Origin of the sequence: Parabacteroides faecis (genome assembly GCF_014647375.1) — a bacterium.
Lineage (GTDB): Bacteria > Bacteroidota > Bacteroidia > Bacteroidales > Tannerellaceae > Parabacteroides > Parabacteroides faecis.
Genome location: NZ_BMPB01000005.1, coordinates 183,434 through 196,678 on the forward strand (window position 1 = coordinate 183,434; position 13,245 = coordinate 196,678).

Sequence of the window (13,245 nt, forward strand, 5' to 3'; positions counted from 1 at the left end):
GCGGGTGAAAAAAGTTTCATCCTAGTGGGGAAAGTTTCCCATTATACCGGGGCTTTTCCCCCACTTGTGTGGGGATTTTTCCCCATAGTTATGAAAATTGTGGGGAAATGGAAACGATGCTTCCCTTAGCGGATCGCTACTTTGCGGACAGTTTCGCCGATGCGGACGATGTAATACCCCTTGGCGATATCGACAGTGTATTCACCATCCGGTTGCTTCATTTTGATTTCTTTGACACGGATGCCTACCACGCTGTATATTTCCAGTTTACTACCGATAGGAGCATTCTTTACAACGATCTTGTTGTCGTAGGCACTGATTTCGATAGAGTCGGGTTCTGCTATTTCAGCCTGTTTTACGGCATGCGTAGTTGTTGCCACTTGCTGTGCATTGACAGTGAGTGGATTACCAACGTAAGCGCTGATCAACAGGATTATGGCAAATAATGATCTCATATTCAAAACCCTAAATTCGTACAAATGTATGAATAATTTTGAATATGGTGGATATTTGGCAGTTATTATTTAAGAAAAGGGCCTTATTATATGGGTAAGACCATGCCTTCGCTTCCTAAAATTGTTCCGGGAAATATCTCCTTTGCTTCTTTATGTAATTCTGCGAGTTCTTCGTAACGGGCAGAATAATGACCGATGACAAGCCGTTTTACTCCTGCCTTTAATGCAATATCTGCTGCTTGGCGGGCGGTTGAATGAAACGTCTCTTTGGCACGTGCTTTGTCGCATTCGGCAAAAGTTGCTTCATGGTAAAGGAGGTCTACGCCTTCAATAATCGGAATGACAGACGGATTGTAGGCGGTGTCCGAGCAATAGGCATAGCGTTTGGGCGGTGCTGCCGGGCGCGTCAGCCGGGAACAGGGGATCACTTCTCCTTCCGGGGTGATATAATCTTTTCCCTGTTTGATATCTTTCATGCAGCGTATGGGTACCTGATAGAAATCAGTCATTTCGCGGATGATATGCGCTTCTTTGGCCTTTTCGGCAAACAAGAAACCACAAGTCGGAATCCGGTGCTTCAGGGGAATGGAATAAACAGACAGAGAACGGTCTTCCATGATCAGCGAATGACTGTAAGTATCTATATGGTTGAAACGGACTTTGTAAGGCATTCCTTTGCAGAATGTATCCAATACAGGACGCATGTAGTTTTCGATCTCTTTGGGGGCATGTATCACCAGTTCGCCGGTACGTCCCAGCATACCCAGCGTGGAAATAAGACCCGGCAGTCCGAAGCAATGGTCTCCATGTAGATGGGAAATGAAAATATGGTTTAAGCGGCTGAATTTGATACGCATATGACGCATCTGTACCTGCGTGCCTTCACCACAGTCTATCATATATAATTTATCACGTAAATCTACTACCTGAGAAGTTGCCAGATGCCGTGTTGTGGGTAAGGCTGAACCGCATCCTAAAATGTTTAAATTGAAATCTGCCATAAAGGAATCCCTTGGATAATTGTTTGCAAAGATAATACAAAAGCATCTGCGTTCTGTGAAAAATAACAAAAAAAGCGGTCCGATTGTTCCGAAGATGGCCCGGATTACATATATTTGTTTGCTGTCCTTCGGGAAGCAATGTTTAGTAAGTAAAAAAGACTTAAGATATTTTATTCTAAGCCTTAACTAACTTTTTCTTTTTGTTTAAAACGGTTAAATGTAGAAACGGCCAAGCGTGAGCTTCGCCGTTTCCTTTGTTTTATAGGGTATGTATCTTGCAAGGGCGGTTTTTTTTGACCGCCCCGTACATTAATAAGTGTGACTGTCTTTCTCTTCCATTTCTTCCGCATCGATCTTATGAAGATCAAGTGCCCGCCATGCATAGAATATGTAGGCAAGGACGAAAGGTACCAGGATGGATACGTAACTCATCACTTTCAAAGTAAATGGACTGGAACAACTGTTCTGTATGGTCAATGAACTTTGCAGGTCGGTCAGTGACGGATAGTAAGCCGTGTTGTTCCATCCGGCACAGAGCAATAATGCCAATACGGTGAGAACAGTTCCTGTTCCGGCAAACCAAATCCCTTTTCGCCATGTTTGCGACACGATCGTTTTGATGATTCCATACAGAACGAGTACCACACCGGCAAGCAGTACAGCCAGCACGGCAGGCATTTCTATCAGATTGATGAAATATTTATAAGGCTGCATGAATACTTCCTGTGTTTCCGGATTTACGGCAAATCCGCTTACCAGCATTAAACGTATGAGGAATACCAGGAAGAACACCAGGAATAAAGCTGTTTCCGGGATCAACCGTTTCCGGCAGCGACTGACTATATCCTTATTGTCGATGTTGTTGATAAAATAGAGGAGTGCCTGTACACGTGCCAGGAAGAATACTGCCAATCCGAGACATACGTTCCAGAATACAAAGGCAGCTTCCAGCCCATGCAATGAATTGTTCCAGGTCGAAATAACCGGCATGGCTATATCCGTCATCTGTCCTTTGTTCACCGAAAATTCGGCTCCATTGAAGAAGGTGGCAACTGCCGTACCCAGTAAGATCGGGCCGAGTACGCCGTTGATGATCAGGAATACCTGATATGTTTTCTTACCTAACAAATTACCTTTCTTTGCCTGATATTCGTACGATACGGCTTGGATAACGAAGCAAAGCAGGATGAGCATCCATACCCAGTATGCCCCACCGAAGCTGGTCGAATAGAACAGGGGAAATGATGCAAAGAACGCACCACCGAAAGTCACTAGTGTCGTAAAGGTAAACTCCCATTTACGCCCGGTGGAGTTTATTAACATTTTTTGTTCCAACTCAGTCTTTCCGATCGAGAAGAGTAACGACTGACCTCCCTGGACAAAGAGCAGGAATACTAACAGTGCTCCCAGCAGGGATACAAGGAACCACCAGTAATGTTGTAATAATATATATGTACTATCCATGGTGTATATTTTTAGTTTTCATTGTTAGTAGATACGGCGGGACCTTTCTTGATGGCTTTCACCATAATGCCTATCTCTGCGATCAGCAGGATCGTGAAGAGGATCAGGAACAAGAAGAAAGTGGTCTGCACGGACGATGTGGCGAGTTTGGAAATAGAAGCACTTGTCGGAAGGATATCCTGTATCGCCCAGGGTTGACGTCCCACCTCGGCTACAATCCATCCGGCCTGTCCGGCGATATATCCCAGCGGGATAGACCACAGGCATACTTTTTGCAGCCAGCGTGCATCCTGGAATTTATCTTTCTTATTCCATACTAAAGCAATGATAAAGAGCAGGATGAAATATCCCCCTAGAATAACCATGATGCGGAACGAATAGAATGTCATGCCGACATGAGGAACCAGGTCGCCCGGATCTTTGATATAGCCGTAACCAAAATAGGGGAAGTTTTCTTCCAGCGTAGCCCGGTATTGCTTGGCGGCTGTTTCGTCTTTATCTTTCTTTGCTTGGCGGTAATTGGCCAATGCCTGGATAGCCTGTTGGCCTTTCTCGATCTTTTCGGCAGCAGAGAGGGCAGGGGTGCCTTCTTTCGTTGTGTAACCTCCTTCGATCAGGTTATTGATGCCCGGAACGTAGCCGTTGAGGTCACGTTCTGCCAGGAAAGATAACATCCCCGGTATCTTTATATCGAAAATAAAAGGATCGGCATTGTCTTTATAACTGGTTTTGTCCGGATTCAGCACACCTATGCCGACCAGTCCGACTTTGTTTCCTCCTTCATAGAGACCTTCCATTGCCGCCAGTTTCATTGGCTGTTTCTGTGCTACCTGGTAAGCAGAACCGTCACCCGTCCAAACGATCAGGATAGATGCGACCAGACCGAATATGGCGCTTATCTTAATGCTCTCCAGGGCAAAGCGTGTGTTCCGTTTCTTCAACAGGTACCAGCTGCTGATGCCGATAACGAACAAGGCCCCCACGATCCAGCCGGATAATACAGTATGGAAGAATTTATTGATGGCAACCGGCGACAGAGCAACCGCCCAGAAGTCGAACATTTCATTGCGGACCGTATCCGGGTTGAAATGCATGCCTGCCGGATGCTGCATCCATGCGTTGGCGATCAGAATCCATAAGGCTGATAAAGTCGCACCGATAATAGTTAGCCAGGTGGAAGCCAGGTGGAAACGTTTGCTCACCTTGTCCCATCCAAAGAACATTACGGCAATGAATGTAGCTTCCATGAAGAAAGCAAGGATACCTTCGATGGCCAGTGGCGCTCCGAAAATATCTCCGACGAACCAGCTGTAGTTCGACCAGTTCGTTCCGAATTCAAATTCGAGGATCAGACCGGTGGCAACACCGATCGCGAAGTTAATACCAAACAGCTTCATCCAGAACTGCGCTGTCTTTTTCCAGAATTCGTCACCTGTTTTGTAATAAATGGTTTCCAGGATAGCCTGGATCACACCAAGCCCTAAAGTCAGGGGTACAAAAAGCCAGTGATACATGGCCGTAAGAGCGAACTGCGCCCTAGACCAGTCAATCAAAGAAGTGTCAATGCTTTCGATCATAACTATATTAATTAAGGAGTAATTGCTCGATTGATCAATTCACCCGATACGTGTTCTTCTTTCTCGGAATTGCTGTCAAACTGTCCCAGGTAATTAGGAAAGAAAAACAGTTTTAATATAAAAAACATAATGAAGAGTTTGACCAATATAATCAGCCATAGGGTTTTACCTAGCTTCATCTCACGAAAACCTTCCAGGTAAAATTGGTATATTCGAACAAGTATTGGTTTCTTTTTCATGTTCATCTCTTCATTTATATAACAGAAATCAGGTGAATATGTTTTGTGTTAGACAAATATAAAAGAAACAACGACTTTTCATGCGCCTAGTTTCATAGATAATATTTATGAAAAAATAGACATTGTCTATAAGGTCTGTTAAAAAAAACTATTTTAAAAAAGAAAGCCGGAGGTTCAGGCTTGTTGTTATTTTCGCATTGGCTATATTTGCGTCAGTTTGTGTTTTTAAGCTGTGAATTTTGAATTAGAATATTATTATTAAGTGCTAATCTATAAAAAGTTATTACTATGTCAAACATCACTAGAAGATCATTTCTTCAAAGAGGAGCAGCTGCTGCAGCTGCATTGACCATTGTACCGGGTTCTGTTTTAGGAAAAAGTCATGGATATGTGGCTCCTACAGATAAATTGAATATTGCCGCTGTCGGTATCGGTGGTATGGGCCATGCCAATATTAATAATGTAAAAGGAACTGAAAACATCGTTGCGCTTTGTGACGTGGATTGGAAATATGCGAAAGGCGTATTTGGGGAACATCCGAATGCAAAAAAATATTGGGACTATCGCAAGATGTACGATGAGATGGGTAAATCTATCGATGCCGTTATTATTGCTACAGCCGACCATACACACGCTATGATTACAGGAGATGCGATGACATTGGGCAAGCATGTTTATTGTCAGAAACCGTTGACACACTCTGTGTACGAATCTCGTTTGTTAACTAAGCTGGCTGCTTCTACAAATGTGGCAACTCAGATGGGTAACCAAGGTTCTTCTTCCGAAGATACTGATTTGGTTTGCGAATGGATTTGGAATGGCGAAATCGGTGATATCACAAAGGTAGAATGTGCAACTGACCGTCCTATCTGGCCGCAAGGTTTGAATACTCCGGATAAAGCAGATAAGATTCCTTCTACATTGAACTGGGATCTGTTTACCGGTCCTGCAGAATTGAAACCTTTCAATAACATTTATCATCCTTGGAACTGGCGCGGATGGTGGGCTTATGGTACAGGTGCATTGGGCGATATGGCTTGTCATATTATGCACACTCCGTTTAAGGCTTTGAAATTAGGATATCCAACAAGCGTTGAAGCATCTTCTACTCTGTTGCTCCGCGATTGTGCTCCTAATGCACAGCATGTGAAATTTATTTTCCCTGCTCGTGAAAATATGCCGAAATTGGCTCTGCCGGAAGTTGAAATTCATTGGTATGACGGTGGTATGATGCCGAACCGTCCGGAAGGTTTCCCGGAAGGAAAAGAATTAATGGGGCCTGGTGGCGGTCTGACTATTTTCCACGGTACGAAAGATACATTGATTTGTGGTTGCTACGGACAGCAGCCGTTCTTGTTGTCAGGTCGCGTTCCTAATGCTCCTAAAGTATGTCGTCGTGTAAACGGACATGAAATGGACTGGGTACGTGCTTGTAAAGAAAATCCATCCAGCCGTGTACAAACAAAGTCTAATTTCTCGGAAGCCGGTCCGTTCAACGAAATGATCGTGATGGGCGTATTGGCTGTTCGTTTACAGAGTCTGAACAGAACATTGAAATGGGATGGCAATAATATGCAATTCACGAACATTGGTGATAATGAGATGATAAAGACTTGTATCAAAGATGGTTTCACTATCAAGGATGGTCATCCTTCATTTGCAAAAGACTGGACAGATCCTGTTAATGCAAAACAGTTTGCAGCAGAACTGATCAAGCATAACTATCGCGATGGATGGAAATTGCCTGATATGCCTAGATAACAGTTTTAAACTACATAAAAAATGAAGAAGTCAGTATTATTTGCCAGTGCCGCGCTGATGATGTGTTATTTCACCTCTTGTGGCGGCGGAAAGAAAACAGAAGAAGCTGCTGCGGATGCAACAGTCGAAACAAAAACAGAAGCAGCCGTGCCTGAATACAAATTATTGGATTTACCGACAGTAGACCTGTCTACATTCCCGAAAGATGCCGATGGTTGGATTACTATGTTTGATGGTAAGACACTGAATGGCTGGAGAGGTTATGATCGTACAGATGTTCCTAATGCATGGGAAGTGAACGATGGCGCAATCCATATCAAAGGTTCCGGAGCCGGTGAAGCTGGTGCTAAAGACGGTGGTGACTTGGTTTTTGCTCATAAGTTCAAAAATTTCGAATTGGAATGGGAATGGAAAGTAGCGAAAGGCGCCAACTCTGGTGTGTTTATCCTGATCCAGGAAGTAGAAGGACAACCTTCTTACATCTCTTCTCCTGAATATCAGATATTGGACAATGCAAACCACCCGGATGCTAAGTTAGGTAAGGATGGTAACCGTATGTCTGCTTCCCTGTATGACATGATTCCGGCTAAACCGCAGAACTCTAAACCGTTCGGCGAATGGAACAAGTCAAAGATTATGTGTTACAAAGGTACAGTTGTTCATTATCAGAACGACGAACCGGTTGTTGAATATCATTTGTGGACTCAGCAGTGGAAAGAAATGCTGGATGCAAGTAAGTTCAGCAAAGATAAATGGCCGTTGGCTTACGAACTGCTGTTGAACTGTGGTGGACCTAACAAAGAAGGTTTCATCGGTCTGCAGGATCATGGCGACGACGTTTGGTATCGTAACATCAAGATTAAAGTATTAGATTAATTTAATCGATTTGCGCATAATTAATAGTAATACCCGGAATCGGCGGTTTGTCCGATTTCCGGGTATTTTTTTTGAAAAAAGTTTCATATTCCTGTAACCTTCCCGCCGAAGTGTTAGTCTTATCTGTAAACAAAACAATTAGAAACATTTTAAATATTGAAATTATGGATGGTGGAGAGATGTTAATAGCTTTTACTGCGATTATTTGTGCAGTGGGGCTGCCCGTATTATTGCTTATTGTATTGGTCGTAAGGACTACCCGGACAAAGCATGAAGAGCGTATGGCAATGATCGAAAAGGGTATAGTTTTGGAAGAACCGGAAAAGAAGACGAATAAATTCAATGCTTTACGTAATGGATTGCTGATGATCGGGCTGGCGTTGGGTGCCATGTCTGGAGTTTTCCTGGACGCTACGATGCCAAGTGACTGGACTGGTTTTCCGGTTGTTATCTTTACAGTTCTGGGCGGAGGTATCGCTTATTTAATCTATTTCTTTATCGTTCTCAAAATGATAGAGAAGGAGAAAGAGCAATAAAACAGGATTGATGGACGAACAGAAGTGGATAAAAAGTATTCTGGCAGGAGATACCAAGAGTTTCTCCTGCCTCGTCACGAAGTACCAGCAGATGGCTTTTACGATTGCCTTCCGCATATTGGAGAATCGTGAGGAGGCAGAAGAAGTTGTGCAGGACGCTTTTGTGAAGATGTATCGTGCGCTTCCGTCTTTCCAGTTTGGCAGTAAGTTCTCTACCTGGTTCTATAAGATTGTTTACAATACAGCGATAACGGCGCAAAGGAAACAGTCTGTTTTTGAAAGTTATGATGATGCTATTGCAACCGATCTGACAACGAGTGAAGTGGATAGTGCAACTGCTATCCTGGAACGGGAAGACCGGAAAGAAATAATTACCCGCGTACTGAAAAAGTTACCGGCTGACGAAAGCCTGGTGCTTAATCTCTTTTATCTGGAAGAGTGTTCCATTGCTGATATCGCTCAGATCACGGAAATGACTCCTTCCAATATTAAAATAAAATTGTTTCGGGGACGTAAACACTTCTACGAAACATTGCAGTTAATGATGCAGAACGAAACAGCGAATGTGTTATGAATACATCGGATAAAGATATAAATCGGTTGACCAAAAAGATCCTGAAAGAGAGTATGGTCGAGCCGTCTCCGGAGTTGAGTATGAAGATTATGGATCTGATCATGCAGGAGGAACCCTTGAAAGTACCGGAAGTGAAAAAGGTAAAGCTGGAATCCGGAATGCCGCCTTTTATGATTGTTGGTATAATCATTGTATATCTGGTGGTATTTGCCGGATTACTGATGCTTATCGGTCAGCTTCCCGCAGGAAACGTTAGCCATATACTGAGCGGCCTAAAAGAGAAGTTACCGTATATTCTAACGGTGGCAGCGATTGCCGGATCGTTGATATTTTATTCGGCATTGGATAAAATATTGGCATTGCGGTATTTTGGTAGATGACAGTTGACAAGTGACAGTTGACAGTTATTTCCTCTTTCAGTCGATTTATTTACTGAGTGCGAAGCCTAATTGTCAACTGTCACTTGTCAACTGAAAAATGTTTCACATTTTTCCTTTATAACGCTTTCACCCGTATATTGCTATAATTATTCCCGTCGAAATAAATTCGTCCTTTGTTTCCACCATTAATCTCATAATAATGGTTTGTCTTGTCCTCTGTTGAAGTTTTCGTGATATTAAAGCCTTTGACATCCTGGTTGCCATATTTCATGCTTTCGGCAGCCACCTTGAAAGATGCATTCGACGAAATATTCACATTCAGGTTTCCGTAGCGGGCTTCAACATTCAGACTCTTGAAATTTGCAGAAAGTTCTTTTATGTTCAATGTGCTGTAGGCCAGTTCGCTGATATCCAGTGATTCCTTAACGGAGCCGATTGTCGCCTCACTGTATTTGATCTCCAGACTACCTTTGTCAAGTCCTTGTATCTTTACATTCCCATATTTATTTTCCAGATTGATCTGTGTACATTCTTTGACTTCCATATTGGAATACTTATTATCGGCATTCAGCAGATCCGCATTACCGACTGAAACTTTGCCACAGTAACCCAGATCCAGATTAGCCTTTGTTACATTATTAATATCCACATTCCCGTATTTCACTTCCAGGTTAAGAGGCTCTGTGAAACTTCCGGCATTCAGGTTTCCGTATTTTACCTGTATGGTGCTCTTTCCTTCGTTTTTATCCGGGAGATTGATATTTCCGTATTTCTGTGTCAGGTTGATCGCCAGTTTGGACGGTATGCTGATGAAATAGTTGATCGTGAAACGTTCGTTCCTGTTTCCATTCCAGTTCTGCTGTTTGAGTGAGGTAACGGCAGAAACAATACTTCCGGTTTTCTTTATATCGATCTGTACACGATCGATCGTAGCCTGTGCAGCTTCTGTACTCTCCGCTTTCGCCTCAATCTCGACACGAATCGAAACCTCGTTCTTGTTCCAATGGGTGATTGTGGTATTACCATAACGATTGTCTGTCTGTAACAGGTCGCTCAGACTTACGTTGAATGAACGGCTGATCTCTTTCTTTTTAATACTTTCGGGTTTTGCGGCCCAACCGAGAGCTGTACTTGCAATAAGTAATACAGCCAGAAGTAATAATGAACGGCTTCTTGTTTGTTTTGTATTCATGATATATATTTTTATTTGTTGTCATTCTCGTTTTCATTTGTAACCCGTTCCATCTGCTTCAGCATGATGTTCAGGCTTTCCACACTGGCACTGTAATGCTGGTTCATAGCAAACAAGCCGTCGTTGGAGCAGGGGAGTGTCGGAAGGATCGTCTTTTCAAACATGTAATTGTCTTTCAGTATTCTTTTGCTTTCTTGCAACAGATCTGCACTTCCCGTAGTTTTGTCCTGTTTGTATAACGTCTCCATTTGTGCCATGATGTCATTGATCTGCATCTTGTAATACATCTGCAGCTCGTTGAATTCCTTTTGCTCACTACACTGTTTCTGTATGGATGCTTTCTGATTGTTCGTCGGAACAGGCGTTCCGCCCGGCATCCGTAACAAGAGGAGCAGAGCGATGGATGCTGCTGCTGCGAAAGCGCATAAGCTATATAGCTTGAAATGTTTCCTGCGTGCAGGCGGCAGTTTCTTTTCGAAGCGATCGAAATGACCTTCCGGCAGAAGGTCATCTTCAAAAGCTTCTCTGTTGGTGTCTATGAATTTCTTTAATTTGTCCATGTCAATTAGCTGCTATAATATCTAACAATTTGCGCTTCGCCCGCAGATACTGGCTGCGTACGCTTGGCGGCTGAATGTGCAGGATAGAGGCAATCTCTTCCATATCATATCCCTCAAAGAGGTAGAGTGAGAGAATCACGCGGTAACCGGTCGGCAGTTTATTGGTCGCTTCTTTGACCTGTTTCACGGAATATTGTATTTCTTCCTCGTCGGGTCCGTCTGACTCCGGTGCGGCATAGTTGTCGGACAACTCTTCCCATTCCGGGCTTTGGCGGCGAACATAGTCGATGGCCGTATGAACGGCTATCCGGTGGATCCAGGCTTCGAAACACTGATCGTCCTTATATTGGTCGATGCGGGTGAAGATTTTCAGGAATGCGTCCTGCATGGCTTCTTCCGCTTCGCCGCTGTTACCGACAATACGCAGGCAAGCTATGTACAATCGCCGGGCGAATTGTTTGTACAAGGCCAGTTGCGCATTTCGTTTCCCTTTGCGGCAACCCTCTATCAGTTGTACTGTTGTTTCGTTCATCTGTTTATATAAACGAGAGCAAGCGGCCGACCGTTGCATCTGCGCTACGAATTTATACAAAAAAAAGAAAGGCATCATCACGATGCCTCTCTCCCTGAACTAAATGATAAAAATAAAAGTTATGTGGGAAGGTTTAATTTGTCGAATGAAAATTCTCTTCTCCCATCATCGGTGCTTTACCGGCGGGGGAGCCAGATTTATAGTTGAGTTCAAACGTCTTGTCACCTTCATACGATTTGTATTTGATCTTCATCGTCACTATCTCGCCATTTGTATCCGGCAGGCTGTTCAGTCTGAATGAGGCCAACCCCCATCCCTGTCCGCCTGACAGGTTATCGTATGCATTATGACGGAACTCTAGTTCATAAGTACCCGTATTGTTCATCTTCACCAGGTTGAGGAAATGTTTGGTATGTCCGTCGAAATAAGATTCGAACTGGAAATTGATGTAACCGTCCTCAATCCATACAGACTTCATCCATATGGGATCATTGCCATAATATTCATCATTCTTTTCACCCAGATCGGCAACGATCGATTTAGTCAATACGCTATCTATTTTGTTGACACGGATTATATAATCGTATCCTGGAATGCCACTACTGATAGAATCGCCTAATAAGGTAAAGTTTATAAATGCACGTCTTTCTTTGTCTACTCCGAAATCAGGAGTAACGCCGGAAGCCGGCCATAAAGTAGTGGAATCATCCCATTGCAAGTAATAGTTGTTATTACCCAGCGGCTTGATCGTCGCTATTCCAAAACTATATTTATTGGGCGAATATCCGTCATCATCCAAACAAGAATACAGGGTAGAGGTCGCTAAAACAGTCCCCAGGACCAGTATAAAAGTTCTCAACGTCTTCATCACACTCATATCGCTAAAAATTGCTTATTTCCCATTCTATAAATGTAGATGGAGAAAAAACGGAAAATGCTGCAAAAGAAGATGATAAAAGATGTTAATGCCTTAGTGACTGATAAATAAGTTCGGCGGTACGTTGTGAAGCCCCAGGTTTTCCGAGTAGCTGGATGATCTCGTCGTAACCCCCGAGCATTTGTTGGCGATAGGCGGCATCGTGAAGTATTTTGCCTAGCTCATCGTGTATCTGCTGATAAGAGAATCGGGCGCCGAACAATTCCTGTACGACTTCGCGTCCGGCAATCAGGTTCACCAACGAGATATATTTGGTATGGAAGAAATTGCGGAAGATAAAACTGGCCAACGGTCCGGCCACGACATAATAACAGACTACCTGCGGAACGCGGAAAAGCGATGTTTCAAGCGTTGCCGTACCCGAAGTAACCAGGGCAGCCCGGCTGTTTTGCAACAGGTCGTATGTCTTGCCGAAGACGATTTTGGCAGGATGGTTTCCTATATATTGTTTGTAATATTCCGGTTCCAGTCCGGGAGCTCCGGCTATAACCGGCTGATAGTCGGGATAGGCGGCTGCGACCTCCAGCATGGTTGGAAGATTATCTTTGATTTCCTGCCGGCGGCTTCCGGCCAGGAGGGCCAGGATAGGTTTATCCGGCAGTCCTTCATCTGCCATAAATGTATCGGGGTGGCTGGCTTGCTTTTCTTTATATTGGGCAACCGAGTCGACAGAAGGATTTCCTACGTAATCGACTGAGTAATCGAGCTTGCGGAAAAACTCAGTTTCAAAAGGTAGGATGCAGAACATCCGGTCTACATAACGGCGGAAATCCTTGATGCGATATTGTTTCCATGCCCATATTTTGGGTGAGATATAATAGTAGACGGGTAAATGAAGTACGGTCTTTACGAATTTGGCTATTTTCAGATTGAAGCCGGGATAATCGATCAGGATTACCACGTCCGGCCGGTATTGTCGGATATCTTCCTGGCAGGTCTTCATATTATTCAGGATCGTACGCAGATTGAGCAGTACCGGGATAAAACCCATAAAGGCCATTTCCCTGTAATGTTTCACCAAGGTGCCGCCTACAGCCTGCATCAAATCTCCTCCGAAGAAACGGAAGTCTGCCTCCGGATCTTTTTCTTTTAATGCCGCCATCAGGTTCGACGCATGTAAATCGCCCGAAGCTTCACCTGCTATCAGAAAATATTTCATAA

At 43.7% G+C, this 13,245-nt stretch carries 15 protein-coding genes; 5 read left to right on the forward strand and 10 right to left on the reverse strand.

What is annotated here, in order from left to right:
* Positions 1-125: 125 nt before the first annotated feature.
* From IEY67_RS08355 to IEY67_RS08375, 5 genes are all read right to left on the reverse strand, one after another.
* A complete protein-coding gene (locus IEY67_RS08355) occupies positions 126-455 on the reverse strand; it encodes a hypothetical protein (protein ID WP_122351799.1) in 330 nt (109 codons plus the stop codon).
* Between the two features lie 86 nt (positions 456-541).
* Complete coding sequence (locus IEY67_RS08360) at positions 542-1,456, reverse strand: ribonuclease Z (protein ID WP_122374865.1); 915 nt, start codon at positions 1,454-1,456, stop codon at positions 542-544.
* Between the two features lie 309 nt (positions 1,457-1,765).
* Positions 1,766-2,920 carry a cytochrome d ubiquinol oxidase subunit II gene (locus tag IEY67_RS08365; RefSeq protein ID WP_122351797.1) on the reverse strand — a complete coding sequence of 385 codons (1,155 nt, stop codon included), beginning with the start codon at positions 2,918-2,920 and terminating at the stop codon, positions 1,766-1,768.
* A gap of 11 nt (positions 2,921-2,931) precedes the next feature.
* On the reverse strand, positions 2,932-4,497 hold the full coding sequence (locus IEY67_RS08370; protein ID WP_122351796.1) for a cytochrome ubiquinol oxidase subunit I: 1,566 nt from the start codon (positions 4,495-4,497) through the stop codon (positions 2,932-2,934).
* Between the two features lie 11 nt (positions 4,498-4,508).
* A complete protein-coding gene (locus tag IEY67_RS08375; protein ID WP_122352010.1) occupies positions 4,509-4,736 on the reverse strand; it encodes a DUF4492 domain-containing protein in 228 nt (75 codons plus the stop codon).
* A gap of 288 nt (positions 4,737-5,024) precedes the next feature.
* Between IEY67_RS08375 and IEY67_RS08380 the strand changes: the two genes are divergently transcribed.
* From IEY67_RS08380 to IEY67_RS08400, 5 genes are all read left to right on the forward strand, one after another.
* On the forward strand, positions 5,025-6,497 hold the full coding sequence (locus IEY67_RS08380) for a glycoside 3-dehydrogenase (protein ID WP_122351795.1): 1,473 nt from the start codon (positions 5,025-5,027) through the stop codon (positions 6,495-6,497).
* 21 nt (positions 6,498-6,518) lie between these two features.
* Positions 6,519-7,373 carry a 3-keto-disaccharide hydrolase gene (locus IEY67_RS08385; RefSeq protein WP_122351794.1) on the forward strand — a complete coding sequence of 285 codons (855 nt, stop codon included), beginning with the start codon at positions 6,519-6,521 and terminating at the stop codon, positions 7,371-7,373.
* Between the two features lie 164 nt (positions 7,374-7,537).
* Complete coding sequence (locus IEY67_RS08390) at positions 7,538-7,909, forward strand: DUF6249 domain-containing protein (RefSeq protein WP_229801002.1); 372 nt, start codon at positions 7,538-7,540, stop codon at positions 7,907-7,909.
* Positions 7,910-7,919: 10 nt separating this feature from the next.
* Positions 7,920-8,483 carry an RNA polymerase sigma factor gene (locus IEY67_RS08395; RefSeq protein WP_122374866.1) on the forward strand — a complete coding sequence of 188 codons (564 nt, stop codon included), beginning with the start codon at positions 7,920-7,922 and terminating at the stop codon, positions 8,481-8,483.
* On the forward strand, positions 8,480-8,863 hold the full coding sequence (locus IEY67_RS08400) for a hypothetical protein (protein ID WP_122374867.1): 384 nt from the start codon (positions 8,480-8,482) through the stop codon (positions 8,861-8,863). Before IEY67_RS08395 ends, IEY67_RS08400 begins: the two co-directional genes overlap by 4 nt.
* A 115-nt stretch (positions 8,864-8,978) precedes the next feature.
* Here the strand turns inward: IEY67_RS08400 and IEY67_RS08405 are convergent, their stop codons facing one another.
* The 5 genes from IEY67_RS08405 to lpxB all read right to left on the reverse strand — a co-directional run bounded on the left by IEY67_RS08405 (position 8,979) and on the right by lpxB (position 13,243).
* Positions 8,979-10,055 carry a hypothetical protein gene (locus tag IEY67_RS08405; protein ID WP_183671251.1) on the reverse strand — a complete coding sequence of 359 codons (1,077 nt, stop codon included), beginning with the start codon at positions 10,053-10,055 and terminating at the stop codon, positions 8,979-8,981.
* A gap of 11 nt (positions 10,056-10,066) precedes the next feature.
* Positions 10,067-10,615 (reverse strand): hypothetical protein, encoded by a 549-nt coding sequence (locus IEY67_RS08410; RefSeq protein ID WP_122351790.1) that lies wholly within the window; start codon positions 10,613-10,615, stop codon positions 10,067-10,069.
* Position 10,616: 1 nt separating this feature from the next.
* Entirely contained in the window at positions 10,617-11,186 is a 570-nt protein-coding gene (locus IEY67_RS08415; RefSeq protein WP_370449234.1) for an RNA polymerase sigma factor, read from the reverse strand.
* Positions 11,187-11,280: 94 nt separating this feature from the next.
* Positions 11,281-12,024 carry a NigD1/NigD2 family lipoprotein gene (locus IEY67_RS08420; RefSeq protein ID WP_183671250.1) on the reverse strand — a complete coding sequence of 248 codons (744 nt, stop codon included), beginning with the start codon at positions 12,022-12,024 and terminating at the stop codon, positions 11,281-11,283.
* Positions 12,025-12,109: 85 nt separating this feature from the next.
* The gene (gene lpxB, locus IEY67_RS08425; protein ID WP_183671249.1) at positions 12,110-13,243 is read right to left on the reverse strand and encodes a lipid-A-disaccharide synthase; all 1,134 of its coding nucleotides are present in this window, start codon (positions 13,241-13,243) and stop codon (positions 12,110-12,112) included.
* Positions 13,244-13,245 lie beyond the last annotated feature (2 nt).